The sequence below is a fragment of the Kitasatospora sp. NPDC114501 genome (assembly GCF_055633695.1).
This window is the reverse complement of record NZ_JBVKDS010000001.1, coordinates 632,665-658,383: the sequence shown is the minus strand read 5'-3', so window position 1 is coordinate 658,383 and position 25,719 is coordinate 632,665. Positions and strand designations below refer to the sequence as shown.

General features: G+C 72.5%; 21 protein-coding genes. 2 read left to right on the top strand and 19 right to left on the bottom strand.

Annotated features, from left to right (window positions below):
* Positions 1–62 precede the first annotated feature (62 nt).
* The 6 genes from ACZ7RU_RS03045 to ACZ7RU_RS03020 all read right to left on the bottom strand — a co-directional run bounded on the left by ACZ7RU_RS03045 (position 63) and on the right by ACZ7RU_RS03020 (position 8,605).
* A complete protein-coding gene (locus ACZ7RU_RS03045) occupies positions 63–1,190 on the bottom strand; it encodes an MFS transporter (protein WP_470339195.1) in 1,128 nt (375 codons plus the stop codon).
* A gap of 115 nt (positions 1,191–1,305) precedes the next feature.
* Positions 1,306–2,031: an HAD family hydrolase gene (locus ACZ7RU_RS03040; protein ID WP_470339194.1), complete on the bottom strand. Its 726-nt coding sequence runs from the start codon at positions 2,029–2,031 to the stop codon at positions 1,306–1,308.
* A 136-nt stretch (positions 2,032–2,167) separates the two neighbouring features.
* Positions 2,168–3,895, bottom strand: coding sequence for a carbamoyltransferase family protein (locus ACZ7RU_RS03035; RefSeq protein WP_470339193.1), 1,728 nt, complete (start codon positions 3,893–3,895; stop codon positions 2,168–2,170).
* 386 nt (positions 3,896–4,281) lie between these two features.
* The gene (locus tag ACZ7RU_RS03030) at positions 4,282–4,860 is read right to left on the bottom strand and encodes a dienelactone hydrolase family protein (RefSeq protein ID WP_470339192.1); all 579 of its coding nucleotides are present in this window, start codon (positions 4,858–4,860) and stop codon (positions 4,282–4,284) included.
* 80 nt (positions 4,861–4,940) lie between these two features.
* Positions 4,941–5,831 (bottom strand): ABC transporter permease, encoded by an 891-nt coding sequence (locus tag ACZ7RU_RS03025; protein WP_470339191.1) that lies wholly within the window; start codon positions 5,829–5,831, stop codon positions 4,941–4,943.
* Positions 5,828–8,605 carry an alpha/beta fold hydrolase gene (locus ACZ7RU_RS03020; protein ID WP_470339190.1) on the bottom strand — a complete coding sequence of 926 codons (2,778 nt, stop codon included), beginning with the start codon at positions 8,603–8,605 and terminating at the stop codon, positions 5,828–5,830. Before ACZ7RU_RS03020 ends, ACZ7RU_RS03025 begins: the two co-directional genes overlap by 4 nt.
* A 96-nt stretch (positions 8,606–8,701) precedes the next feature.
* Between ACZ7RU_RS03020 and ACZ7RU_RS03015 the strand changes: the two genes are divergently transcribed.
* Positions 8,702–9,721 (top strand): mechanosensitive ion channel family protein, encoded by a 1,020-nt coding sequence (locus ACZ7RU_RS03015; protein ID WP_470339189.1) that lies wholly within the window; start codon positions 8,702–8,704, stop codon positions 9,719–9,721.
* Between the two features lie 68 nt (positions 9,722–9,789).
* Here the strand turns inward: ACZ7RU_RS03015 and ACZ7RU_RS03010 are convergent, their stop codons facing one another.
* From ACZ7RU_RS03010 to ACZ7RU_RS02995, 4 genes are all read right to left on the bottom strand, one after another.
* Positions 9,790–10,260, bottom strand: coding sequence for a GNAT family N-acetyltransferase (locus ACZ7RU_RS03010; RefSeq protein ID WP_470339188.1), 471 nt, complete (start codon positions 10,258–10,260; stop codon positions 9,790–9,792).
* A gap of 1 nt (position 10,261) precedes the next feature.
* Positions 10,262–11,200, bottom strand: coding sequence for an RluA family pseudouridine synthase (locus ACZ7RU_RS03005; RefSeq protein ID WP_470339187.1), 939 nt, complete (start codon positions 11,198–11,200; stop codon positions 10,262–10,264).
* A gap of 74 nt (positions 11,201–11,274) precedes the next feature.
* Entirely contained in the window at positions 11,275–11,877 is a 603-nt protein-coding gene (gene lspA / locus ACZ7RU_RS03000; RefSeq protein WP_470339186.1) for a signal peptidase II, read from the bottom strand.
* Between the two features lie 241 nt (positions 11,878–12,118).
* On the bottom strand, positions 12,119–12,583 hold the full coding sequence (locus ACZ7RU_RS02995; RefSeq protein WP_470339185.1) for a TraR/DksA family transcriptional regulator: 465 nt from the start codon (positions 12,581–12,583) through the stop codon (positions 12,119–12,121).
* Positions 12,584–13,248: 665 nt separating this feature from the next.
* On the opposite strand from ACZ7RU_RS02995, the gene ileS reads away from it, so the two are divergent.
* Positions 13,249–16,434, top strand: a complete 3,186-nt coding sequence (ileS, locus tag ACZ7RU_RS02990) for an isoleucine--tRNA ligase (RefSeq protein ID WP_470339184.1) — start codon at positions 13,249–13,251, stop codon at positions 16,432–16,434.
* A 237-nt stretch (positions 16,435–16,671) separates the two neighbouring features.
* Here ileS and ACZ7RU_RS02985 read toward each other — a convergent pair whose 3' ends face one another.
* From ACZ7RU_RS02985 to ftsW, 9 genes are all read right to left on the bottom strand, one after another.
* The gene (locus tag ACZ7RU_RS02985; protein WP_470339183.1) at positions 16,672–18,030 is read right to left on the bottom strand and encodes a DivIVA domain-containing protein; all 1,359 of its coding nucleotides are present in this window, start codon (positions 18,028–18,030) and stop codon (positions 16,672–16,674) included.
* A gap of 59 nt (positions 18,031–18,089) precedes the next feature.
* A complete protein-coding gene (locus ACZ7RU_RS02980) occupies positions 18,090–18,371 on the bottom strand; it encodes a YggT family protein (protein ID WP_030060143.1) in 282 nt (93 codons plus the stop codon).
* Positions 18,372–18,470: 99 nt separating this feature from the next.
* Positions 18,471–19,088, bottom strand: coding sequence for a cell division protein SepF (locus ACZ7RU_RS02975; protein WP_224276937.1), 618 nt, complete (start codon positions 19,086–19,088; stop codon positions 18,471–18,473).
* A 297-nt stretch (positions 19,089–19,385) separates the two neighbouring features.
* On the bottom strand, positions 19,386–20,174 hold the full coding sequence (locus tag ACZ7RU_RS02970; RefSeq protein ID WP_387748959.1) for a YggS family pyridoxal phosphate-dependent enzyme: 789 nt from the start codon (positions 20,172–20,174) through the stop codon (positions 19,386–19,388).
* A complete protein-coding gene (gene pgeF, locus ACZ7RU_RS02965; protein WP_470339182.1) occupies positions 20,174–20,905 on the bottom strand; it encodes a peptidoglycan editing factor PgeF in 732 nt (243 codons plus the stop codon). The genes ACZ7RU_RS02970 and pgeF overlap by 1 nt, the downstream gene beginning before the upstream one ends.
* A complete protein-coding gene (gene ftsZ, locus ACZ7RU_RS02960; RefSeq protein WP_470339181.1) occupies positions 20,902–22,134 on the bottom strand; it encodes a cell division protein FtsZ in 1,233 nt (410 codons plus the stop codon). Before ftsZ ends, pgeF begins: the two co-directional genes overlap by 4 nt.
* Positions 22,135–22,498: 364 nt before the next feature.
* Positions 22,499–23,275, bottom strand: coding sequence for a cell division protein FtsQ/DivIB (locus ACZ7RU_RS02955; protein WP_470339180.1), 777 nt, complete (start codon positions 23,273–23,275; stop codon positions 22,499–22,501).
* Complete coding sequence (murG, locus tag ACZ7RU_RS02950) at positions 23,268–24,374, bottom strand: undecaprenyldiphospho-muramoylpentapeptide beta-N-acetylglucosaminyltransferase (protein ID WP_470339179.1); 1,107 nt, start codon at positions 24,372–24,374, stop codon at positions 23,268–23,270. The genes ACZ7RU_RS02955 and murG overlap by 8 nt, the downstream gene beginning before the upstream one ends.
* Before the next feature lie 6 nt (positions 24,375–24,380).
* Entirely contained in the window at positions 24,381–25,694 is a 1,314-nt protein-coding gene (gene ftsW / locus ACZ7RU_RS02945; protein WP_470339178.1) for a putative lipid II flippase FtsW, read from the bottom strand.
* Between the last annotated feature and the right edge of the window lie 25 nt (positions 25,695–25,719).

Genomic DNA, 25,719 nt, shown 5'->3' with positions numbered 1-25,719 from the left:
AAGCCTGTTCGACGACGCCGGCCCCGCGTGGGAAGTCGGCCGGGCCGACTTCCCACGCACGCTCACCGCCGTACGGCCCGCAGCCACCCCGCGAGCCCGAGGCAGAGCAGGCACGCCCCGGCCAGCACCAGCGGGATCACCGCCGGCCCGCCCGACCCGCTGAGCGCCCCCACCACCGCCGGTACGACGGCGTTGCCGAGCATGCAGCAGAGCGTCAGCACCGAGGTCGCCTGCTGCGGCACCTCCGCCACGCCCGAGACCCAGGCGATCAGCGTCGGCAGCACCGGCGCCAGCGCCAGCCCGACCAGCGGGTAGGCCGCCACCGCGAGGTGCGGCACGGCGGCGAGCGCCAGCGCGCCGAGCGCGGCCGCCAGGTAGGCCGGCAGCGCGGTGCGGCCCGGTACCCGCCGGGTCAGCTGCGGGATCACCAGGCGGCCGACGGCCAGCCCGGCCCAGAACCCCGAGGCCGCGGTGGTCGCCGCCTGGGTGCTCCAGCCGTCGCGCTCCAGCTGGGTCGACTGCCAGGTGCCGATGCTGGTCTCCAGGCCCGCGTACACCAGGCCCACCAGCAGGAACGGCAGGAAGGCCGCGACGGCCCCGAGCCGTCGGCCGTCGGCCCCGGCGCGGGGGGCGGCCTCCGTCCGGGGCGCCGCCGCGAGCACCGCCCCCGCCCGTCCGACCAGGAAGCACGGCAGCGCGCACACCGCCGCCGCCAGCGCCAGCAGCCGGATGTCCGTTCGGCCCAGGGCCCCGGCGGCGAGCGGGCCCAGCATCGCGCCGATCCCGAACACCGCGTTCAGCCGGTTGACCATCACCACGCTGTCCCCGGCGAAGCCGCGCGCGAACGCCGTGTTGAGGGTGAGCGCCAGCCCGCCGTACCCGACGCCGGTCACCGCCGCGCAGCCGAGGTAACCGGCCCAGCCGGGGCTGGCCGCCATCCCGGCCGCGCCCGCCGCGAAGACCGCGAGCAGGACGGGCGGCGCCGCCCGGACGTTCAGCCGCCGCCCGAGCAGCCCGATGCCGAGGGTCGCCGCGAGCGCGCCGAGGTTGTAGGCGGAGACCACCCGTCCCACCTCGTGCTCGGCGCCGAACCGTTCCCGCAGGAAGGGCAGCGAGGCGCCGAGCGAGGCGGTGAGCACGCCCAGGACGAGGAAGACGCCGAACGCCGAGAGCGCCGCCGATCTCGCCATCACCGGCGCGTCCGGCACCCCCGGCCCCGCGTCCGACGGCGCACCCGGACCCCCGCCCGACCGCACCGCGTCCGACGGCGCGCCCGGCGGCAGGTCCGCCGCCGCCCGCCCCGCCTCAGCCACCGTGCGGCCCCGCCGTGAGCACCACCGAGACCAGACCGTCCGGGTCGGTCAGCACGAGCGGCCCCGCGGCACCGGCCCGGCCCACCGCCAGCGCGGTGAAGTCCGGCACCGCCACCACCGCGCCCGCCTCCACCAGGGCCGGCCCGCCGATGCCGACGCACACCGCCCCGGCCCCGACCGCCGAGCGGACCCCGCTGACCGAGTCCTCGAAGACCAGCGTGCGCTGCGGCCGGATCCCGAGCCCCCGGCAGGCCGCCAGGTACGGGTCCGGGTGCGGCTTGCCCCGCTCGACGTCGTCCCGGGTGACGCGCACCCCGAAGACGTCGAGCAGCCCGAGCCCGCCGAGCGCGTTCTCGATCTTCCGCGGCCAGCTGCTGGTGGCCAGCCCGATCGGCACGCCCGCCCGCCGCAGCCGGGTGGCCAGCCCGTCGGCGCCGGGGATCACCGGGTACGGGGCCTCCTCCTCGACGGTGTCCACCTCGGCCCAGATCGCCCTGCGGTCGGCCTCCGAGCGGTCCGGGAAGATCAGCCGGACGGTCTGGTCGCCGGTCCGCCCGTGGACGTAGTCCTCCAGCTCCGGGTCCGTCAGGACCCGGCCGTGGCGCCGGGCCACCGACCGCCACGCCTCCTCGATCACCGGCCTGGAGTCGATCAGGACCCCGTCCATGTCGAAGACGACGGCCTCGACCTCGTACCGCGTTCCGGCTTGCGGCTGCATCGGTCTCCTCACTCGGCGCTCGCACCATACGATCTGACGATGGTTCACACTTTCCCGGCCAACGGGCCGGGCGGTCAATTGGACTAGACCTCAATCGACGGTCCGGCTCCCTCGCCCGCCCGGCCCGAACCCCCGGTCAGACCGCCTGCCGCGCCATGAAACCGTCGGCGGAGTCCTTCCAGACCAGGTACACGTCGTCCACCAGCAGCAGGTCGACCACCCCGTCGAACACCGGGTCGAGCGCGTCGCGGTGCGACCCGACGATCGGCTCCTCGTGCTTGTTGAACGAGGTGTTCACCAGCGCCGCCTGCCCGCTGCGCTCGTACCAGGCCATCAGCAGGCCGTGCAGGAACGGGTCGTCCTGGGCCCGGACGATCTGCGGCCGGGCGGTGTTGTCGACGTGCACCACCGCCGGGCAGGCCTTGGCGAAGGTCTCGTGGCAGTCGTAGGTGATCGTCATGAACAGCGCCGACGGCTGCTCGGGGGCCCAGCCCCGGTAGCAGTCGGCCGCCAGGTCCTCGGCGGTGATCGGCGCGAACGGCATGAACTCGGTACGGTTCAGGCGCTTGTTGAGCCAGTCGTTCATGGTCACGTCGGCGGTGCCGTAGATGACGCTGCGCCGTCCGAGCGCGCGCGGGCCGAACTCCATCCGGCCGCGGTAGGTGCCGATGACCTGGTCCGCCTCCAGCGCGGCGAGCAGCACCTCGCGCATGGACTCGCCGATCCGCCGGTAGCGCAGCCCGGGGTAGTCGCGCAGGATCTCCTCCAGCAGGCCCTCGGAGATCGCCGCGTCCGGCCCGAGCGCCATCGAGGGCACCCGCGGGCGCTCGCCGGTCTCCCGGTGGGCCACCACCACGGCGGCCTGGAGCGGCAGCCCGCCGTCGCCCATCGGCGGCAGCACGTAGATGTTCCGCACGCCCTCGGTCTCGAAGATCCGCTGGTTCAGCTTGACGTTGGCGAAGACCCCGCCGGACAGGCAGACGTTGCCGCCGGGCACCCGGCCGATGTGCCGCGCCACCACGGCGGTCAGCAGGTTCTCCACGTGCCGCTGGGCGGCCGCCGCGACGTCGGCCGGCTCGTGGGTCGCGATCTCGCGCAGCAGCTCCTCGGAGTAGCCCTCGTAGGACGGCTGGTACCAGTCGCCGCAGCGGGCGCGGATCGCCCCGTCCTCCTCGACGTCGATCATCCGCCGCATCAGCGGGAGCAGCTTGTCCGGGTCGCCGTTGGCCGCCAGGCCGGTGATCTTGCCCTCGTGCCGGTTGGGGCGGAAGCCGAGCAGCTTGGTGATCCGGCCGTAGAAGTAGCCGAGGCTGTCGATCGAGGTCTCGCGCTGGAGCACCTCCTCGCCGCCGGGGTGGTAGTGGGTGACGGTCAGGGACTGGAAGTCCCCGCGGCCGTCGCACGTGACGACGAGCGCCTCGTCGAACGGGGAGCACAGGAAGGCGCCCAGGCCGTGCGACTCGTGGTGGTCGACGTGAACCACCTTGGCGCGCAGTCCGTTGTCCTCCACGAAGGCGTCGAACTCGGCACGCTTCGCCCGGTCGTTGCGAATTTCGTCGGATATCCGCTTGCGCAGGTGGGGAAGCGCTTCGGGGCGGCGCAGGGCCTCCTCCGAAATCCGGTCCACATAGAGCAGCAGGTGCTTTTCGGCGTCGAATCCGGCCTGCCAGCCGTAGGCCACCCGGTCGACTTCGGAAAGGGTGACCCCGGCCTCCTTCAGAACGTAGTCGATGGACCGCTCCGGCCAGGTCCGATGGTCCTTGACCCGGGTTAAACGCTCCTCGCTGACGGCCGCGAGGACCGTCCCGTCCTGGACCAGGCAGGCGCCGGCCAGGTCGTTGTTGGTGATTCCGAGAACAAGCATGTGCCGCTCCAAGCTGGTGTCGCGGGAAATGGCATGACGGCATTTCCACGGATTCGGCGAGCAAGTGAGGGTTGGAGTGCACAGCGATGCTATGAAGGCAATTCACGGTAGATCAACAAGGCCCTGGGAATTCCGGCCGCCCGAGCAGGCCTGCGGACCGTTACGCCGGGAAGGCCGCACGGTTAACGGAGACTCTCCTTCCGGGCATCGGCGCTGGCCGAGCGGCGAAGGGCGCCGGAGAGGTCTGGACCACTAGGGTCATGATCACGCTGAGTAGCTGTCTGGAAACAGTCCTTCCCGCCGGGAGCGCCGGAAACCCGGGGCCGTGGTGCGGGCGGCGAGCGCCGGGCGGGGCCGGGAGCCCGGCCCCGCCCGGCGCCGCGGCGTCAGCCGTCCAGTTCCGCGAGGAAGTCCAGCGACGCCGCCCAGGCCCGCTCCGCCGCCTCCTCGTCGTAGTCCGGCAGCTCCGGGTCGGTGAACAGGTGCCCGGCACCCCGGTAGCGGTGCACCTCCACCTCCGCGCCGGCCCGCCGCATCCGCAGGTACCAGGCGTTCAGCCAGTCCTCGGGCTCGAACGGGTCCGGCTCAGCGATGTGCAGCTGCACCGGGATCTCGGTGGCCGCGTCCTCCCGCAGGTCCGAGGTGCCGTGCAGGAGCAGCAGTCCGCGCGCCTTCTCGTCGGCCAGCGCCAGGTTCTGCGCCACCGCGCCGCCGAGCGAGAAGCCGGCGTACACCAGCCCGCCCTCGGACACCGGCGCGACCGCCCCCACCGCCCGCCGCAGCAGCTCGTCGCGGCCGCCGAGTTCCTCCTGGAACTCCTGCGCCTCCTCGACGGACTCGAAGGTCCGCCCGTCGAACAGGTCGGGCGTGTGCACGGTGTGCCCGGCGGCGCGCAGCCGGTCGGCGGCGGCGCGCACGGCGGGGCGCAGCCCGTAGGCGGAGTGGAAGAGGACGATCTGGGCCACGGTTCGGGTCCTTCACCAGGGGGGTCAGCTACCCGTCCATGATCCCGCATCCCCCACCGGGCCCCCTGCTCCGCGTCCGGCTACGACACCACGTCCTTGCGCGCGAAGCCGCGAAACGCCAGCGCCAGCAGCACCACCGCGTACGAGAGCGACAGCGACACCCCCTGGACCATGCCGCCCCACTCCAACTGCGGTTGCAGGGCGTCCGCCCAGGAGTACTGCCAGTGCGCCGGCAGCCACTCCCGCAGGTCGCCCAGCGCGGTGACGGCGTCCAGCACCCCGGTGATGATCGAGGCGAACACCGCGCCGCCGACCGCGCCCAGCGGCGCGTCCGTGGCCGTGGAGAGCCAGAACGCCAGCGCCGCGATCACGATCTCGGCGAGGAACACGAAGGCCACCGCGATGGCGATCCGGGGCAGCGCCTGCCCGGCCGGGAGGCTGACCCCGGCGGGCAGCTTGAGGTCCCCCCAGCCGTACGCCGCCGTCCCGACGACCAGCCCGATCGCGGGCAGCATCACCACCGCCACCGCCGAGAACAGCAGCCCGACCGCGAACTTGCGGGCCAGCAGCCGGGCCCGGGGCACCGGCGCGGCCAGCAGGTAGCGCAGCGAGGACCAGCTGGCCTCGGAGGCGACGGTGTCCCCGCAGAACAGCGCGACCGGGATGACCAGCATGAAGCCGGTGCCGACGAACAGCATGGTGACCGCGAAGTTGGCCCCCGAGGCGGTGGCCAGCTCGATGAAGGTGGTCCGGTCCGGACGGCCCGGGGCGCCGCCGATCTGGAACGCGGCCAGGATGACGAACGGCATGGCGGCCAGCACCCCGCCGATCACCAGCGTGCGGCGCCGGCGCAGCTGCCGCATCGCCTCCACCCGCAGCGGCAGTGTCCGGCTCGCCCGGTACCCCTCGGCGTGGTCCCTCGACTCGCCCGGGTCCTGCGACCCGGCGCGGTCCGTCGCGACGACGCTCACGCTCCACCTCCGATCAACGACAGGAACGCGTCCTCCAGCCGCCGCTGCGGCCCGGCGCTCTCCACCGGCACCTCCAGCCGCACCAGTTCGGCCAGCAGCTCACTGGCCGCGAGTCCGTCCAGGCGCACCAGCAGTCCGCCCTCGACGGCCTCCACCGAACCGACCCCGGCCAGCGCGCCGACCTTCTCGACCACCGGCACCGGGTCGTACGGGCCGGCGACGCCGATCATCAGCAGCTCGCCGGCGCCCACGATGTCCCCGACCGGGCCGGCCGTGACCAGCCGCCCGCGGTCCATCACCACCAGGTCCGTACAACTCTGCTCGACCTCGGACAGCAGGTGGCTCGACACGATCACGGTCCGCCCGCCGGCCGCGTACCGGATCATCACCTCGCGCATCTCTCGGATCTGCGGCGGGTCCAGCCCGTTGGTCGGCTCGTCCAGGATCAACAGGTCCGGCATCCCGAGCATCGCCTGCGCGATGGCCAGCCGCTGCCGCATGCCCTGCGAGTACGTGCGCACCGCGCGGTCCAGTGCCTCGCCGAGCCCGGCGATCGCCAGCGCCTCGTCGAAGCGCGCGTCCGCCTCCGGCCGTCCGGTCGCCTGCCAGTACAGCCGCAGGTTGGCCCGCCCGGTGAGGTGCGGCAGGAAGCCCGCTCCCTCCACGAACGCCCCGACCCGCGACAGCACCGGCGCGCCGGGCCGCACCAGGTGCCCGAAGATCCGGATCTCCCCGGCGTCCGGCCGGATCAGCCCCATCAGCATCCGCAGCGTGGTGGTCTTGCCCGCGCCGTTCGGCCCGAGCAGTCCGAGCACCTGCCCCTGCTCCACCCGGAAGCCCAGCTCCCGTACGGCGTAGCGGTCCTGGGCGCCCTTGTAGCGCTTGCTCAGCCCGCTGATCCGCAGCGGTACCGCGGCCAGTTCCGGGTCGAAGTCGGGCCCGTCGGCGGCCCGCCGGCGCCGCAGCCGCGGCGCCAGCACCAGGGCGGCGGCGGCCGACACGGCGACCACCGGCAGCAGCCAGGTGCGCGCGGGCAGCGGCGCCGACTCGGTGACCAGTTCCTCGACGGTCGGCACGGTGATCGCCCCGGCCGGCGCCACCCGGTAGGTGGCCGGCTCGACCGGCGAGGCGTACGCGAGGTCGGTGCTCGCCAGCACCAGCCGCACCCGGTGTCCGGCCGGGAAGGTGTGGTCCACGGTCGGCAGCGCCACCGTGACGGTCCGCCCGGCGTCCGCGCCGGTGACCCGCAGCGGGGCGGCGAGCTGCTGCGGCAACACCGCCTTGCCGTCCGGTCCGACGTCGTACAGCTTGGCGAACAGCACCGCGTCCGGCCGGTCCGCCGTCACCCGCACCGGCACGGTCGGCTGCCCGGTCAGGTGCAGCGGCGAGTCCAGCGGCGCCGAGTCGAAGGCGGCGTTCTGCCCGGGGAAGTCCAGCGACAGCCCGGCGCCCAGCGACGCCGCCTGGCTGAGCACGCCGACGCCCGGCAGGGTCGAGATCCCGGGCGGGGCGCCGCCGGGCGGGTTGGCGAGGGTCTGCTCACCGCCCGTCAGCTCGACGGTCCGCGCGCCGGTCCCGCCCAGTCCCGGGTACCGGTCGGCACTGGCCCCGCGCAGCACGGCCTGGAAGCCGGTCGAGTCCACCCCGCCGGTGCGGGTGACCCGGAACGCGGCGCCGGTGTCGTTGCCGCGCCCCTTCAGATGGTGGTCGAACCACGCCGTCACCCGGTCGTCGACCCGCGCGGAGGTGTCCGTCCCGCCGTCGTGGCCGCCGGCGAACCAGTCCACCGCCACCGGCGCGCCGTTGGCGGCCACCGCCTGGGCGATTCGGTCCCCCTGGTCCAGCGGGAACAGCGAGTCCTGCTGCCCCTGCACCACCAGCGTGGGCGCCTTGAGCCGCTCCGCCACCGAGGACGGGCTGGAGCGCTCCAGCAGCGCGACGGCCTCCGGATCGGCGTGCCCGGCGGTGGCCACCCGGTCGTACATCTGGCAGAGCGACTCCAGGAACCGCCCGCAGCCGACCGGCCCGTCGGCCTTCGGCCCCGGCCCGCCGTTCTCCCGCGGCGCCCCGCCGGACGGCCCGAGCTCCCCGGCCGAGCCGGTGGTGAAGAAGATCCCGGCCCACAGCTTCTTGAACACGCCGTCCGCGGCGCCCGAGCCCCGCACGCCCTGCGGGAACAGCGCGTCGGCCAGGTTCCACCAGGTGATCTGGGTGGCCACCGCGTCGATCCGGGGGTCGTAGGCGGAGGCCAGCAGCGAGACCGCCCCGCCGTACGAGGCGCCGGTGATGCCGACCTTCGGGTCGCCGGCCGCGTCCAGCCGCACCTCGGGCCGCTGGGCCAGCCAGTCCACCAGGTGCTTGACGTCCTCGACCTCGCGGTCCGGCGCGTTCAGCCCGATCCGGCCGCCCGAGTGCCCGAAGCCGCGTGCCGACCAGGTCAGCACCGCGTACCCCTGCCGGGCCAGCTGCTCGGCGCGCTCGCGCTCGCCCTCCTTGGAGCCGCCGAAGCCGTGCGCCAGCAGCACCGCCGGGCGCGGACCGCCGCTGCCGCTGGTGAAGAAGGAGGTGTCCAGCTGGACCTGCTGCGCGCTGCCGGGAGTCTCCGGCATGCTGAGGAAACGGTCCTCCTGCCGGACCGCCTGCTCACCGCCGGACGCCACCGTCGCGGTACCGGCCGCGGCGACCGCCACCAGGGCCACCGCCCCGGCCAGCAGCCTGCGTCCGACCGATGTTCCCCGGGCGCGCCAGCGACGCCATGCCCCACCGAACTCCATGGCCGCTGATCGTATCGGCCGTCCGGGTAGGCGTCCGATAAAGCCGCCACACCATTTGTCCGTTTCACCCCGGTATGTCCGAGTATCGTACGGCGCATGCCCTGGCCGCTGATCTCGCTGCTCGCCACCGTCGCCGCCACCCTGGCGATCGGCTGGGTCGTCGACCAGGCCCTTCAGCGGATCGCCGCCCGCCGGCCCTCGGCACCGCTCTGGCCGCTGCTCCGCCGCTGCCGGATCCCGCTCCAACTCACCGTCGTGTCAGCCCTGTTGCTCGCCGCCAAGCCGCTCCAGCGGACCTTCCGCCTCAAGCACGACGACGGCGCGCACCACCTGCTCCTGCTGTTCCTGCTCGCCGCGCTGGGCTGGCTCACCGTCCGGGTGGTGGCCGCCGTCCTGGAGGCCCTGCTCAGCCGCTACGGGACCCGGGTCGACGACCCGGCCCGGGTCCAGCGGGTGCACACCCAGATCAGCATGCTGCGCCGGGTGGTCAACGCGCTGATCGTCGTGGTCACCGCGGCCGTGATGCTGCTGACCTTCTCCGCCATGCGCACCATCGGCGCCAGCCTGCTCGCCTCGGCGGGCATCATCGGCATCGTGGCCGGCATCGCCGCCCAGAGCACCCTGGGAAACTTCTTCGCCGGCCTCCAGATCGCCTTCGGCGACACCGTCCGGATCGGCGACACCGTGGTGGTGGACGGCCAGCAGGGCACCGTCGAGGAGATCACCCTCACCTACCTGGTGGTCCGGCTCTGGGACTACCGCCGGCTGATCGTCCCCGTCTCGTACTTCGTCAGCAGGCCCTTCGAGAACTGGACCCGCCGCGACCCCGGCCTGCTCGCCGCCGTCCTGCTCCACCTCGACCACACCACCCCGGTGGACGAGCTGCGCGCCGCCCTCCGCGTCCGGCTCGACCGGCACCCGCTCTGGGACGGCGCCGAGTGGGCCCTCCAGGTCACCGACACCACGCCCAGCACCATCGTCGTCCGCGCCACCATGACCGCCCGCACCCCCGACGACGCCGCCCAGCTCCGCTTCGACATCCGCGAACAGCTCATCGCCCACCTGCGCGACGAGCACCCCCACGCCCTGCCCCGCCTCCGCACCACCGACACCTGACCGGCGCCCGCCCGGGACGCAGACGTTCCCCGCACCCCGACCGGGGCACGGGGAACCGCGCCGAACGCCTACAGCACCCGGGTCATCGTCCGGTGCGGAATCCCCGCATCGTCGTACACCGGGCCCTCCGCCACGTACCCCAGCCGCTCGTAGAACCCGAGCGCCTGCACCTGCGCGTGCAGCTCGACCTCCACGGCCCCGCGCGCGGCCCCCGCGGCCTCGACCGCCCGGACCAGCTCGGCGCCCAGCCCCGTCCCCCGGGCCGCCGCGACCACCGCGAGCCGTCCGAGCAGCACCCGCCCCTCGACGCCCCCGGTGAGCCGGCGCGCCTGCTCCCCGAAGATCAGCCGCGCGGTCCCGACGGCCCTGCCGTCAGGACCGATCGCCAGCAGGTGCTCGGAGGTCCGGTCGAGGTCGTCCCACTCCTCGTCCTCGGGGATCCCCTGCTCCACGATGAACACCTCGCGCCGCACGCCGTGCACCAGCGCCAGGTCCGCCTCGCCCTCGGCGACGCGGACCGTCACCCCCGCCACGGTCATGTCAGCTCTCCGCCGCGATGACGTCCAGCGCCTTGCGCAGGTCGTCCGAGTACTCGCTGGAGAACTCGACCCACTGCCCGTCCGCCGGGTGCTCGAAGCCGAGCGACACCGCGTGCAGCCACTGCCGGGTCAGCCCCAGCCGCTTGGCCAGCGTCGGGTCGGCGCCGTACGTCAGGTCGCCCACGCAGGGGTGGCGCAGCGCGGACATGTGGACGCGGATCTGGTGGGTGCGCCCGGTCTCCAGCTTGATCGCCAGCAGCGACGCGGCCCGGTACGCCTCGATCAGGTCGTAGTGGGTGATGGACGCCTTGCCGTCCTGGGTGACGGCCCACTTCCAGTCCGAGCTGGGGTGCCGGCCGATCGGCGCGTCCACCGTCCCGCTCATCGGGTCCGGGTGGCCCTGCACCAGCGTGTGGTACCGCTTCTCGGTGATCCGGTCGTGGAACTGCCGCTTGAGGTCGGTGTAGGCGCGCTCGGACTTGGCGACCACCATCAGCCCGGAGGTGCCGACGTCCAGCCGGTGCACGATGCCCTGGCGCTCGGCGGCGCCCGAGGTGGAGATCCGGTACCCGGCCGCGGCCAGTCCGCCGATCACGGTGGGGCCGGTCCAGCCCGGGCTGGGGTGCGCGGCGACGCCGACCGGCTTGTCGACCAGCACGATGTCCTCGTCGTCGTGCACGATCCGCATGCCCTCGACCGCCTCGGCGACGATCCGCACGGGGGCGGCCGGGGCGGGGATCTCGACCTCCAGCCAGGAACCGGCGGTGACCCGGTCCGACTTGCCGGCCACGGCGCCGTCGAGCGTCACCTTGCCGTCGGCGGCCAGCTCGGCGGCCTTGGTCCGGGAGAAGCCGAACATCCGGGCCAGGGCGGCGTCGAGGCGCTCGCCCTCCAGGCCGTCGGGTACGGGGAGGCTGCGGATCTGCGCTGCGGTACTCACCCGTACGAGTATGCCGGAAACGCGGCCCTCCCCCGCCCGCCGGTGGCCCGGCCGCCTCCGGGCCCGGTCCCGGCCTACTTCCCGGCCCGCTCCGCCTTGTCGGCCTTCTCGGCCTGCTGGTGGACGGTGCCGTCCGGGTTGCTGCCCCGGAAGGAGAGCAGGACCACCAGGATCCCGCCGCAGACGATCGCCGAGTCCGCGAGGTTGAAGACCGCGAAGTGCTGGACGGAGATGAAGTCCACCACGTGCCCGCGGAAGACGCCGGGCGAGCGGAACAGCCGGTCGGTGAGGTTGCCGAGCGCCCCGCCGAGCAGCAGCCCGAGCGCGATCGCCCAGGGCAGGCTGTACAGCCGGCGGGCGATCCGCCAGATCACCACGATGACGGCGGAGGCGATCATCGTGAAGACGACGGTCAGCGCCTGCCCCATCCCGAAGGCCGCGCCCGAGTTGCGGATCACCTGGAAGGTGACCACGTCCCCGACCACCTTGATCGCCGCGTGGTTCTCCAGCCGGGCGACCACCAGCAGCTTGCTGCCGAGGTCGATCAGGAAGGCGAGCACCGCGACGACCAGCAGCACGCCGACCCGGCGCGGACCCCTGGGCCGCTCGGCCTCCGCCTCGTCCACGGACGCGGGCGAGGGCGCGGACGCCCGGGTCGGCTCGGTCGGCTCGGCCACGGGCACCTCCACGGCATCGGCGGGGGACGGGACGGCGTCGTCCCGGGTGTGGGGGGAACCTTGCGTACTGATGATCCGCTCCGCTGCCGATGGAGCTCCCCCGGTCCGCAGGAGGGGGAGGGTGGTGGGCCGGTGACTACCTGCCCGCGTTCGCGAACGCGTCAGGCGACGTTACTCGGGCGACGATACGGGGTCGAGCGTACGGCAAGCCCGACCCCCCGCGTCGCTCCGGCCGCCCGGGTCAGCGGCGTTCCTGCTTGGCCTTGCACTGCACGCAGAGCGTCGCCCGGGGGAAGGCCTGCATCCGGGCCTTGCCGATGGCCTGCCCGCAGGACTCGCAGGTGCCGAACCCGACGCCCTCCAGCCGCTCCAGCGCGCGCTCGGTCTGGGCCAGGCTGTCCCGCGCGTTGTTGGCCAGCGCCAGCTCGCTCTCCCGCGAGATGTTCTTCGTACCGGCGTCCACCTGGTCGTCGCCGGCTCCGTCGTTGGAGTCGCGCATCAGGCCGGAGATGGCCGCCTCGGCGGCGTCGATCTCGTTGCGGAGCCGTTCCAGGTCGCTGATCAGCTCGTCGTGCAGCTCGTGGACCTCCTCGGTGGTCCACGGATCCTCGCCGGGCCGTACCGGCAGCGTGGCCGGGTCCACCGACTCGGCGCCGCGCGGTGCGGTGACGGTGTCGGTGCTGCTCTTGGATGCGGTAGTGGTCACGGTCCCCTCCCCTGGGTCGACCGCCACGGCCTTGCGTGCCCGCTTGGTGGCGGTGCCCGCGCCGGTTCCCTTCTCAGCCATGGCTTTCGACCCCATCTACGAACGAATCGAGCCGCCGGTTCCCGGCGGCTTCCAGTGCCGGAACGATAATCCCGATCAAAACCGGTCACAACCTGACATACCGACGCCTCATGACGATCCCACCCAGGCAGCCGCCCCAACCGTCCGCCCCGTGTGCTCATGGATTTGTGCCCAGATCGACTCCGGCTAACCTCCGCCGCCGAACGCCCCCGGGCCACCCGCAACGAGCAGCCGCCCCGAGCACCCGCGGACCGCCCGCCGGAAACGGTTTGGACAAACCGACTCACCCGGCCGATACACTGGCCCTGCAAGGCGCAGATGGGACGAGTACCGACGTACGCAGCCACCAGCGACCCGGGGACGGTGCGAGCCCGGGGGTGTGCACGGCGGGAAGATCACCCCGGAGCCGCCGGAAGAACGGCCGCCGCGATGCCGCGGTGGCCCACTAGACCCGGCAGCAAGCCCAAACAAGAGGGCCGCGAACGCAGCACCGCGGCCAAGGAGGGTGGTACCGCGGGGCGGTTCAGGCCGTCTCGTCCCTCCGGAGGATCCAGTCCCAGCATCCGCCGGAGGTAGACGCCGCGATGGCCAGCTCCCAACCCGCCACCCACCACCACCCTTCCGACGACGCACTGCGTGCGACCCCCCTTTACCACCCCGTCCCCGCGCAGGTGGATCTGCCTGCCCTGGAGCACCGGATCCTGTCGTTCTGGCAGGACAACAAGATCTTCCAGCGCAGCCTGGAGCAGTCCGAGGGCCGCCCCGAGTGGGTGTTCTACGAGGGCCCGCCCACCGCCAACGGCATGCCGGGCGCCCACCACATCGAGGCCCGCGTCTTCAAGGACGTCTTCCCGCGCTTCCGGACCATGAAGGGCTACCACGTCGCCCGCAAGGCCGGCTGGGACTGCCACGGCCTGCCGGTCGAGCTCGCCGTCGAGAAGGAGCTGGGCTTCTCCGGCAAGCAGGACATCGAGGCGTACGGCATCGCCGAGTTCAACGCCAGGTGCCGCGACTCGGTGACCCGCCACACCGACGCCTTCGCCGAGCTGACCACCCGGATGGGCTACTGGGTCGACCTCGACGAGGCCTACCGCACGATGGACCCGTCGTACGTCCAGTCCGTCTGGTGGTCGCTCAAGCAGATCTTCGACAAGGGCCTGCTGGTCCAGGACCACCGGGTCGCCCCCTGGTGCCCGCGCTGCGGCACCGGCCTCTCGGACCACGAGCTGGCCCAGGGCTACGAGACCGTGGTCGACCCCTCGGTCTTCGTCCGCTTCCCGCTGACCAGCGGCCCGCTGGCCGGCCAGGCCTCCCTGCTGGTCTGGACCACCACCCCGTGGACCCTGGTCTCCAACACCGCCGCCGCCGTCCACCCGGAGGTCACCTACGTGGTGGCCACCGACGGCGACGAGAAGCTCGTCGTCGCCGAGCCGCTGGTCGCCAAGGCGCTCGGCGAGGGCTGGGAGACCACCGGCGAGTCCTTCACCGGTGCCGAGATGGAGCGCTGGGCCTATCGCCGCCCCTTCGACCTGGTCGAGATCGAGAACGCCCACTACGTCCTCACCGCCGACTACGTCACCACCGAGGACGGCACCGGCATCGTCCACCAGTCCCCCGCCTTCGGCGCGGACGACCTCGCGACCTGCCGCAGGTACGGCCTGCCGGTGGTCAACCCGGTGCTCGGCGACGGCACCTTCGCCCCCGAGGTCCCGCTGGTCGGCGGCCAGTTCTTCAAGAAGGCCGACGAGGCCCTGGTCGCGGACCTCAAGGAGCGCGGCCTGCTCTTCCGCCACCTGCCGTACGAGCACAGCTACCCGCACTGCTGGCGCTGCCACACCGCGCTGCTCTACTACGCGCAGCCGTCCTGGTACATCCGGACCACCGCCGTCAAGGACGCGATGATCCGCGAGAACGAGGCCACCAACTGGTTCCCGGACACGGTCAAGCACGGCCGCTTCGGCGACTGGCTGAACAACAACATCGACTGGGCGCTCAGCCGCAACCGCTACTGGGGCACCCCGCTGCCGATCTGGCGCTGCGAGGAGGGCCACCTCACCTGCGTCGGCTCGCTGGCCGAGCTGTCCGAGCTCACCGGCACCGACCAGAGCGGCCTCGACCCGCACCGCCCGTACATCGACGCGGTGACCTTCGACTGCCGCGACTGCGGCGGCACCGCCACCCGCGTGCCCGAGGTCATCGACGCCTGGTACGACTCGGGCTCGATGCCCTTCGCCCAGTACGGCTACCCGTACCAGAACAAGGAGCTGTTCGAGAAGCGCTACCCGGCGCAGTTCATCTCCGAGGCGATCGACCAGACCCGCGGCTGGTTCTACACGCTGATGGCGGTCGGCACCCTGGTGTTCGACCGGAACAGCTACGAGAACGTCGTCTGCCTGGGCCACATCCTGGCCGAGGACGGCCGCAAGATGTCCAAGCACCTGGGCAACATCCTCCAGCCGATCCCGCTGATGGACCAGCACGGCGCCGACGCCGTCCGCTGGTTCATGGCGGCCGGCGGTTCGCCCTGGTCGGCCCGCCGGGTCGGCCACGGCACCATCCAGGAGGTGGTCCGCAAGACCCTCCTCACCTACTGGAACACCGTCGCCTTCCAGGCCCTGTACGCCCGCACCTCGAACTGGGCGCCCTCGGCGAACGACCCGGCCCCGGCCGACCGTCCGCAGCTGGACCGCTGGGTGCTCTCCGAGCTGAACACCCTGGTCCGCGAGGTCGACGCGGCCTACGAGGCGTACGACACCCAGCGCGCCGGCAAGCTGCTGTCCGGCTTCGTCGACGACCTGTCCAACTGGTACGTCCGCCGCGGCCGCCGCCGCTTCTGGCAGGGCGACGCCGCCGCGCTCGCCACCCTGCACGAGGCGCTGGAGACGGTCACCCGTCTGATGGCCCCGCTCACCCCGTTCATCACCGAGCGGGTCTGGCAGGACCTGGTCGTCCCGGTCGCCCCGGAGGCCCCGGCCTCGGTGCACCTGGCCACCTGGCCGGAGGCCGACGAGTCGCTGATCGACACCGAGCTCTCCCGGCACATGGCGCTGGTCCGCCGCCTGGTCGAGCTGGGCCGGGCCACCCGCGCCGAGTCCGGCGTGAAGACCCGTCAGCCGCTGTCGCGCGCGCTGGTCGCCGCCCAGGGCTGGGAGGAGCTGCCCGCCGATCTGCGCGCGCAGATCGCCGAGGAGCTCAACGTCTCCACCCTGGAGTCGCTGGCGGAGGTCGGCGGCTCGCTGGTCGACACCAGCGCCAAGGCCAACTTCCGCGCGCTGGGCAAGCGTTTCGGCAAGGGCGTGCAGGACGTCGCCAAGGCGGTCGCCGCCACCGACGCCGCCCGCCTGGCCGCCGAACTGCGCGCCACCGGCGAGACCTCGGTCGAGCTGGACGGTGGAACGGTCACCCTCTCCCCGGACGAGGTGATCATCACCGAGACCCCGCGCGAGGGCTGGGCCGTCGCCAACGAGTCCGGCGCCACCGTCGCCCTCGACCTGGCCATCACCCCGGAGCTCAAGCGCCTCGGCATCGCCCGCGACGCCATCCGCCAGATCCAGGAGGCCCGCAAGAACTCCGGCCTGGACGTCTCCGACCGCATCGTCCTGCGCTGGCGCGCCACCTCGGAGGAGACCGCCGAGGCCATCGCCGAGCACGGCCCGCTCGTCGCCGAGGAGGTCCTCGCGACCGACTTCGCCGCCGGTGCGGCCGACTGGGACTCCGAGACCTTCGCCGACGACTCCCTCGGCCTCGCGTTCCAGCTCCGCAAGGCCTGACGCTCCGCGACGAAGCCGCCGTCACCCCGGGGTGACGGCGGCTTCGTCGTACCCACCCACGCCCCGCATCCGCCCCGACTCCCGTGCGCTCCCTCCCGGTTCCCCGCGCCCCGCGCTCCCGCCCCGAGCGCGCCCCTCGCCCTCCTGCACGCCCCCTGTCCCCGGGACGCAGAAGGGCGCCCCCTCCCCGACCCGTGGGTCGGAAAGGGGGCGCCCTCAAAAGGCCGTGCTACGACCTCAGTTGTCGCCGTCCTCGTCGATCAGGAAGCCCCGCATCGGCGCCGGAGCCTGCTGCATCGGCTGCGGCGGCTGCGGACGGACCGCCGCCATCGGCTGGGTCATCCCGGCCGGCTGCATCTGCGGAGCACCGCTGTTGCCGCCGGTCGACTGCCCGCCGAAGCTCGGCGCCGAGGAGTTGCCGCCGAAGGAGCCGTTCCCGCCGAACGACGGCGAGTTGCCACCGAAGGACGGCTGGTTGCCACCGAAGCTCGGCGCGCCACCGCTCATCGCACCGGCACCGGCCGGAGCCATCGACGAGGCCGCCGGAGGCAGCGACGCGGTGGCGGGGATCCGCGGCGGGGCGAGCGAGTCGTCGGCCTGCGACTCCAGCTGACGCAGCTGGGTCTCCAGGTACGACTTCAGACGCGTGCGGTACTCACGCTCGAACGCCCGCAGGTCCTCGACCTTGCGCTCCAGCGTGGCCCGCGCCGACTCCAGGGAGCCCATCGCGACCCGGTGCTTCTCCTGCGCGTCCCGCTCCAGCGCGTCGGCCTTCGCACGGGCGTCGCGCTCCAGGCCCTCGGCCCGGCTGCGCGCCTCGCCGACGATCTTGTTGGCCTCGGAGCGGGCCTCGGAGATCGCCTGGTCGGCGGTCTGCTGGGCGAGCGCGAGCACCCGGGCGGCGCTGTCGCCACCGGGGCCCTGCTGCTGCATCGGGGCGCCCATCGGGCCGCCCATCTGCTGCGGGCCGCCCATCGGGCCACCCATCGGCTGCATCTGCTGCTGGCCCATGCCCTGGCCCATCGGGTTGCCCATCTGCTGCGGGCCACCGGGGCCGCCCATGGGCTGGAGCATCTGACCGCCCATCGGCTGGACCAGCTGCTGCTGGCCGCCCATGGTCTGGTTCATCTGCTGCTGCTGGTGCTGCTGCTGGCCGCCGGCGGGAAGCTGCGGGGCGGAGCCGGCGGGCAGGCCGAGGGGCTGATTGCCCATCTGCTGCTGCGGGCCGCCGGGGCCCATCTGCTGCTGCGGACCACCCGGACCCATCTGCTGCGGACCGCCGGGACCCATCTGCTGCGGGCCGCCCGGACCCTGCTGGCCGGGGACCGGAGGACCGGATATGGCGGCCGGCACGGGGGCGCCGCCCTGGCGGGGGGCGTCCTGCTGCGGCTCCTTGCGCAGGTTGGCCTGGTTCTGCGCGGCGGCACGAGTCGCGGCGGCCAGCTTGGCGCGCAGGTCCTCGTTCTCCCGGAGGAGGCGGGTCAGCTCCGCCTCGACCTCGTCGAGGAAGGCATCGACCTCGTCCTCGTCATAGCCTTCACGCAGGCGGACGGTCGTGAACTGCTTGTTCCGAACGTCCTCGGGGGTCAATGGCATCTCTTCACCTCAACGTGATCGTCGGCACACCGGCATCCTGTCGCATCGCTCACCTACGACTAGGGGTGCACAAGCGAGATCAGGACATACACAATGATCATCAGTACGAAGAAGGACAGGTCGAGCGCCACGCCCCCGAAACGCAACGGCGGAATGAGTCGCCGAAGAAGCTTGAGCGGCGGATCCGTGACAGTGTACGTGGCCTCCAGGACCAGGACCATGGCCTTGCCGGGCCGCCACGAACGCGCGAACTGGAAGACCCAGTCCATGACCAGTCGTACGAGCAGGAACACCAGGAAGACGGTCAGGGCGTAGTAGAGCACCGCCCACACGATGTCCATCGCGTTTCCCTCTCCCCGGTCCCGATCCCTCGGGCCTGCCGCTCGTCACCTGTCGCTAAACCACTGTTGATCAGATCCACACGTAAAGTCGTGGCCGGGTCAGCTCTGGTTGAAGAACCCACCCTCGGCGATCCGAGCCTTGTCCTCCGCCGTGACATCGACGTTAGCAGGCGACAGCAGGAACACCTTCTGTGTCACGCGCTCGATACTGCCGTGCAGACCGAAGACGAGTCCAGCGGCGAAGTCTACGAGGCGCTTCGCGTCGGTGTCGTCCATCTCGGTCAGATTCATGATCACAGGGGTCCCGCCGCGGAACTGTTCCCCGATGGTACGGGCCTCGTTGTAGGTCCGGGGGTGCAGCGTGGTGATGCGGTAGGGCTCTCGTTCGTTCACGACCTTGGGCATGATCACCGGTGCGCTCTTCTCCAGGTTGTGGCGACGTTCGGGTGTGATGGACGACACGGGGGCCATCCGCGGAGTCTCCTGCCGGATCGGCACCGCCGCGGGCACCGGCTGCGGGGTGATGGAGGAGACCGGGGCGGGCGCGGCGGCCGCGGGAGCCGGTGCCGGCCGGGGGATGTCCTCGGTCCGCTGGCCCGTCCGGATCGGTTCGGGATCCGCGTCGTAGTCGTCGTCGGGGTCGTACCCCTGGCCGTCGTACGTCTCGTCCTCCACGAGGCCGAGGTAGACCGCCATCTTGCGCATTGCGCCGGCCATGCTCCTGTCTCCTCCGCTCATAGCCACCTCGCTGACGCTCGGTGGCGGCTTCGCGATGCGCGCGCCTTCTGGTGGTCGCTCGCTTCGCTCGCTCCGTACGGACCGGCTCCGGCCCGGGCCGTACGGCCCCGCCTGCGGATTCCGTGGCCCTTCCACGACGGCGTGTCAGCCCGACGGCCGGTCAGAGTGCGTGGAGCGGGGGCCGCGGAGCTGCGATCCACGGTTCGCTAGCGCTCCGAAGAGCTGCTAGATTCTGTCCTATTTTGTCCTGCTGTCTGATCTACTTACCCGGTGACGTTACCTGAGGGGTGACCTCACTCCGAGTACCGCCGTTCCGACGCGCACATGTGTCGCTCCGGCGGCAATCGCCTGCTCAAGGTCGCCGCTCATCCCTGCGGAGACCATGGTGGCAGCCGGATGGTCCGCCCGTACGGCGGATGCGATTTCCGCCAGCCGATCGAAGGCGCGGGCCGGGTCCCCGGCCAGCGGACCGGCCAGCGGAGCGACGGTCATCACACCGTCCAGTCGCAGCCCGGGCGTGTCGGCGATCGCGTCGGCCAGTTGCGCGACGTCCTCCGGCGCGACCCCCGCCCGGTGCTCACCCTCCCCGTACGCCTTGTCCAGCGCCACCTGCACCAGGCAGCCCAGCTCCGGACGCTCCGCCTTGAGCACCGCCGCGGAGAGCGAGCCGACCAGCCGGAGCCGGTCCACCGAGTGCACGTGGTTCGCGTAACGGACGACCGAGCGGACCTTGTTGGTCTGCAGCTGGCCGACGAAGTGCCAGTCAAGAGGAAGGTTTCTGCACTGCTCCGCCTTGGGCGCGGCGTCCTGGTCGCGGTTCTCCGCGACGTCCGTCACGCCGAGCCCGGCCAGCAGCGCGGTGTCCTCGGCGGGGTAGGTCTTGGTGACGACGACCAGGGTGACCTCGCTCCGGGCGCGCCCGGCGGCCGCGCAGGCGTCCGCGATCCGGCGCTCGACCACGTCGAGGTTGGTGCCGAGTTCCTCGTACCGGGCCCGCTGGCCCTCCGTCAGCGCCGCGGTGAACCCGGCGCTACCGGGGAACGGTCCGTAGATGTCGTTCGTCATCAGTGATCAGAGCCCAACCAGACGTAGCTCGCGAGCCGGCCGGTGCGCTGCTCGCGGCGATAGGAGTAGTGATCGGCGGATTCGAGGGTGCAGACCGGTGACCGCGTCACCTCGCTGACCCCGGCCGCGGCCAGCTGGGCCGCGACTCCCTCCGGCACGTCCAGGGCCGGAGTCCCCCAGGAGGTCTCGGCGAAGGCCTCCGGCACCACCGCGGCGACCTCGGCGCGCAGTTCGGCCGGCACCTCGTAGCAGCGGCCGCAGACCGCGGGCCCCGTGGCGGCGGTGATCCGCCCGGGCTCCGCGCCCAGTGCGACCATCGCCCGGACGACCGCGGGCACCACCCCGGCCGCCAGCCCGGGCCGGCCCGCGTGGGCGGCGCCCACCACCCCCGCCACCGGATCGGCCAGCAGCACCGGGGTGCAGTCGGCGGTCAGCACCGCCAGCGCGAGCGGCCGGTCGGAGACCACCGCGTCCACCGCGGGTGCCTCCCCGAGCGGCTGGCGCTCGGTCACCACGGCGACCTCGGCGCCGTGCACCTGGTTCATCCACACCACGTCGGCCGGGTCGAGCCCCAGCCGCCGGGCGGCCAGCGCCCGGTTCTCCCGCACGGCCCCGGGGTCGTCCCCCACCGCGCCGCCGAGGTTGAGCTCCCCGTACGGCGAAGTGCTCACCCCGCCCCACCGGGAGGTGAAGGCGAAGTGAGCACCCGCGCGGATCGAGTGATCGATCACTTAAGGAAGTCCGGGACGTCGAGCTCCTCGGCCGGGCTCTCCACGAACGGCTGCCGGGCCGGCTGCACCTGCGGCGGCACCGGGGCGGCGGCGGTCGTGGGGGCCGGGGTCTCGGCGGTCCGGCTCGGCGCGGCGGACGAGGACTCGCCCTCCGAACGCGACGTCACCGAGCCGATGGTCCCGTACGGGCGGCCGGCCGGGCGCTCCGGGGCGGTCGGCGGGGTGGCCGGGCGGTCCGAGGTGGTGGACTTGACCACCGGGTCGCGGACGATCGCCGGCGGCTGCCCGCCGTCGAAGCCGGCCGCGATGACGGTGACCCGGACCTCGTCGCCGAGCGCGTCGTCGATGACCGCACCGAAGATGATGTTCGCCTCGGGGTGGGCCGCCTCGCTGACCAGCTGGGCCGACTCGTTGATCTCGAACAGGCCGAGGTCGGAACCGCCCGAGATGGACAGCAGCACGCCGCGGGCGCCGTCGATCGAGGCCTCCAGCAGCGGCGAGGAGATCGCCATCACGGCGGCGGCCTTGGCGCGGTCCTCACCGCGGGCCGAGCCGATGCCCATGAGCGCCGAACCGGCGTCCGACATGACGGACTTGACGTCGGCGAAGTCGAGGTTGATCAGACCCGGGGTGGTGATCAGGTCGGTGATGCCCTGGACACCGGAGAGCAGGACCTGGTCGGCCGAGCGGAACGCGTCGAGGACGCTGACCTGGCGGTCCGAGATGGACAGCAGCCGGTCGTTGGGGATCACGATGAGGGTGTCGACCTCTTCGCGCAGGGAGGCGATGCCGTCCTCGGCCTGGTTGGCCCGGCGCCGTCCCTCGAAGGTGAACGGACGGGTGACCACGCCGATGGTCAGGGCGCCCAGCGAGCGCGCGATGTTGGCGACGACGGGCGCGCCGCCCGTGCCCGTGCCACCGCCCTCGCCGGCGGTCACGAAGACCATGTCGGCCCCCTTGAGGACCTCCTCGATCTCCTCGCGGTGGTCCTCGGCGGCCTTGCGGCCGACCTCGGGGTTGGCGCCGGCGCCCAGGCCCCGGGTGAGTTCACGGCCCACATCGAGCTTGACGTCGGCGTCGCTCATCAGGAGGGCCTGCGCATCGGTGTTGATCGCGATGAACTCGACGCCCTTGAGACCGACCTCGATCATCCGGTTGATGGCGTTGACACCACCGCCGCCGATTCCGACGACCTTGATGACTGCGAGGTAGTTCTGCGGTGCTGCCACGTCGAAGGCCTCTCGCCTCGAATTTCCGGGTCGGTGCGACCCGGAGCGGGGCCGTACCGACGGATGTCGATGGGTAGGGAGCCTGGTTTCTGACTGAATGTCCGAAATGCCGACCGCCGACCCCAACCCTAAACTTGACCTTTAGGGTTAGTTCTGTGTCTCCGTCACATCACCAGGAAACACAGTCTGGTGACACAGGACACTAGGTGGCTCCAGGCACGTGTTTCAACGAACACGCCGAGCTTCCCTTTTTCTTTTGAGCCTATGTGATCATCGGCCGGCTTAGGAAACCGGGGGTGACCACCAAGAGTCGGGCCGACACTCCAAGGCGTCAACCCCTCCCTCAGCCAGAGAACCTACCGGATCATCCGGACACCGCCGGCGCCTCCGGCGCCGTCACATCGAAGTTGGTGCCCTTCTGGTTCATCAGCGCGACCAGCACCCGGGCCTTCCGGTCGATCTGCTCCGGACTCCCCCAACGCACCGTCACACCCCCGCTGAGCTGCAACTCGATGTCGTCGTACGAGTGCACCAGCACCGAGCCGGCCCGCTTGGCGACCTCCGGCGGCAGCCCGGCGGCCACCGCCACCGCGCCCTGCACCAGCTGCGGACGGGAGATCACCCCGTCCACGTCGTTCGCCTGCTGACTGAGTCGCAGCTCGACCACCGGGACGCCCTCCGGCGGGGCCGGTTCGGTGGCGAAGCTCACGCCCCCGGCATCCACCTGGGTGAACTGGCCGTCCTCCCCCTTGACGGCGGCCACCGCCTTGCGCTGGACGACCTTCACCCGCAGGGTGTGCGGCCAGCCCCGCCAGACCTCGGCCGCGGCCACCCGGGGGATGCCCTCCACCCGGTGCCGGACCTCGTCCAGGTCCACGCGCGCCAGCGGCCCGTGGCCGAGCCCGCCGACCGCCTCGCGGACCTGGTCCGCCGTCAGCTTGTCGTCGCTCGTCCCCTGGACGGCGACACTGCGCACGTCCAGGACCGAGGAGAGGAACACCAGCCAGGCCAGCCCGCCGAGCACCATGGCGCCGAACACGCCCAGCACCACGATGCCCCGCCGGGAGAGCCGGAGGCGGGGAGCGGACTCCTCCTCCTCCAGCTCCTCCTCCAGCGGGTCGGCGAGCCGGCCGTCAGCCACGGCGGCGGCCGCCGCGGTGGGCCTGGATCGCCTCGTAGACCATGCCGACCAGCAGGTCGTCGGCGTCGCGCCGGCCGAACTCGGCGGCCGCCCGGCTCATGTCCCAGAGCCGCTGCGGGTCGGTGAGCACTGGCAGCACGTTCTGGAGCACCCAGTCCGGGGTCAGCTCGGCGTCGTCCACCAGCAGACCGCCGCCGGCCTTGACCATCGGCTGGGCGTTCAGCCGCTGCTCGCCGTTGCCGATCGGCAGCGGGACGAAGGCGGCGGGCAGGCCGACGGCCGCCAGCTCGGCCACCGTCATGGCGCCGGCCCGGCAGAGCATCATGTCGGCCGCCGCGTAGGCGAGGTCCATCCGGTCCAGGTACGGCACCGGGCGGTACGGCGGCATCCCGGGGACGTCCGCCACCTGCGGCAGCTCGTTCTTCGGGCCGACCGCGTGCAGGATCTGCACGCCGTACTGCTGGAGCCGCGGGGCGATCGCGGTGACCGTCTCGTTGAGCCGGCGCGCGCCCTGGGAGCCGCCGGACACCAACAGGGTGGGCAGCCGCTGGTCGAGGCCGAAGTACTGACGGGCCTCGGGGCGGGCGGCCCCCCGGTCCAGGGTGGCGATGGTCCGGCGCAGCGGGATGCCGATGTACCGGGAGTCGCGCAGCTTGCTGTCCGGCGTCGAGACCGCCACGAAGTCGCTGTAGCGGGCGCCGATCTTGTTGGCCAGGCCCGGGCGGGCGTTCGCCTCGTGCACCACGATCGGCACCCCGGCCCGCTTGGCGGCCAGGTAGGCGGGCATCGCGACGTAGCCGCCGAAGCCGACCACGGCGTCCGCGTTGACCCGCTCGATGATCTCCTGGGCGGCCCGGACGGTACCGCGCAGCCGGCCGGGGACGGTGATCAGCTCCGGAGTGGGCTTGCGGGGCAGCGGGACGGCCGGGATGAGCTCCAGCTGGTAGCCGCGCTCGGGCACCAGTCGGGTCTCCAGTCCGCGCTCGGTGCCCAGGGCGGTGATCCCGACGGACGGGTCGTGCCTGCGGAGGGCATCCGCGAGGGCCATGGCCGGCTCGATGTGACCGGCGGTCCCCCCGCCGGCGAGTACGACATGCACCGAAATTCACCGCTCCCTGCGTGCCGGCCCCGGGGCCGGGCGCGCTGTGGTTCGTCGTCGTGGCAGCACCCGGGCCAGTTGTCTCCTGATCCGGGAGTTCTTGCTCCGGGCGGCCAGGGCCGCCTTCGCGCCCGAGGTGCTGCGTGCCAGGCACAGCAGCACTCCGACCGCGGACATGGCCGACAGCATGGCGGAACCGCCGTAGGAGAACAGCGGGAGCGGGACGCCCGCGATGGGCAGCAGTCCCAGCGCCGACCCCAGGTTGATCATGGCCTGCGCCATGATCCAGGTGGTGGCGGCTCCCGCGGCGTACCTGACGAAGGGGTCCTTCGTACCGATGGCCACACGGATACCCGCGTAGCCTAGTGCCGCGAAGAGACCGAGGACCGACAGCGTCCCCACCAGACCGAGTTCCTCACCGGTCGCGGCGAAGATGAAGTCGGTGTGCGCCTCGGGCAGCTGGCCCCATTTCTCCACGCCGGCGCCGAGGCCGGTGCCGAAGCCGCCGCCGTTGGCGAACGCGAAGACGCCGTGCAGGGCCTGGAAGCAGGCGCCCTCCGGGTCGATCTTGGAGACGCCGATGCAGCTCAGCCGCTCCGCCCGGTGCGGGACGGTGACCACCAGGGCGGTGCAGACCACCACCGCCACCCCGAGGGTGGCCACGAACAGCCGCAGCGGCGCGCCGACCATCCAGAGCAGCGCGAACACCATGGCCACCAGGATCATCGAGGTGCCCATGTCGCCGCCGAACATGATCAGCGCGAGCAGCAGCAGGGCCCCCGGCACCAGCGGCACCAGCAGGTGCTTCCAGGAGTTGAGGGTGCCGGCCTTCTGCTTGCGGGCGAGCAGGTCGGCGCCCCAGAGCACCAGCGCGAGCTTGGCGAACTCCGAGGGCTGGAACTGGAAGAAGCCGAAGTCCAGCCAGTTCTGGTTGCCGTTGATCCGCACCCCGATGCCGGGGATGGCGACCAGGGTGAGGGCGCCGATCACCCCGATCATCACCGGGTAGGTGATCACCCGCAGCACCGCCACCGGGACGGAGGCGAAGCCGATCAGCAGGACCAGGCCGAGGATGGCCGCGATCAGCTGCTTGAGGAAGTAGTACTGCGCCGTGTGGTGCTGGTTCAGGGCGAGGATCTGCGAGGCCGAGAAGACCATCATCAGGCCGAGCACGACCAGCAGCAGGGTGCTGCCGACGACCAGCAGGTACGGGGTGAGCGGCCGGTCCAGCCAGTACCGGACCCGGGCCCGGAAGGCCTGGACCCGGGCCAGCGGACCGGCCGACTTGTACTTGGTCGTGGTGGCGGAGATCACCCTCATCGGCTCCGCGGCGTCCCGCTTCACA

What these genes read in the sequence shown, in the direction of transcription:
- ACZ7RU_RS03020 (WP_470339190.1), bottom strand. Translation starts at nt 8,605, where the DNA reads ATGGAGTTCGGTGGGGCATGGCGTCGCTGGCGCGCCCGGGGAACATCG.
- ACZ7RU_RS03045 (WP_470339195.1), bottom strand. Translation starts at nt 1,190, where the DNA reads ATGGCGAGATCGGCGGCGCTCTCGGCGTTCGGCGTCTTCCTCGTCCTG.
- ACZ7RU_RS02970 (WP_387748959.1), bottom strand. Translation starts at nt 20,174, where the DNA reads ATGACGAACGACATCTACGGACCGTTCCCCGGTAGCGCCGGGTTCACC.
- ACZ7RU_RS02985 (WP_470339183.1), bottom strand. Translation starts at nt 18,030, where the DNA reads ATGCCATTGACCCCCGAGGACGTTCGGAACAAGCAGTTCACGACCGTC.
- ACZ7RU_RS03010 (WP_470339188.1), bottom strand. Translation starts at nt 10,260, where the DNA reads ATGACCGTGGCGGGGGTGACGGTCCGCGTCGCCGAGGGCGAGGCGGAC.
- ACZ7RU_RS03040 (WP_470339194.1), bottom strand. Translation starts at nt 2,031, where the DNA reads ATGCAGCCGCAAGCCGGAACGCGGTACGAGGTCGAGGCCGTCGTCTTC.
- ACZ7RU_RS03015 (WP_470339189.1), top strand. Translation starts at nt 8,702, where the DNA reads ATGCCCTGGCCGCTGATCTCGCTGCTCGCCACCGTCGCCGCCACCCTG.
- ACZ7RU_RS02975 (WP_224276937.1), bottom strand. Translation starts at nt 19,088, where the DNA reads ATGGCCGGCGCAATGCGCAAGATGGCGGTCTACCTCGGCCTCGTGGAG.
- ACZ7RU_RS03035 (WP_470339193.1), bottom strand. Translation starts at nt 3,895, where the DNA reads ATGCTTGTTCTCGGAATCACCAACAACGACCTGGCCGGCGCCTGCCTG.
- ACZ7RU_RS02980 (WP_030060143.1), bottom strand. Translation starts at nt 18,371, where the DNA reads ATGGACATCGTGTGGGCGGTGCTCTACTACGCCCTGACCGTCTTCCTG.
- ftsW (WP_470339178.1), bottom strand. Translation starts at nt 25,694, where the DNA reads ATGAGGGTGATCTCCGCCACCACGACCAAGTACAAGTCGGCCGGTCCG.
- ileS (WP_470339184.1), top strand. Translation starts at nt 13,249, where the DNA reads ATGGCCAGCTCCCAACCCGCCACCCACCACCACCCTTCCGACGACGCA.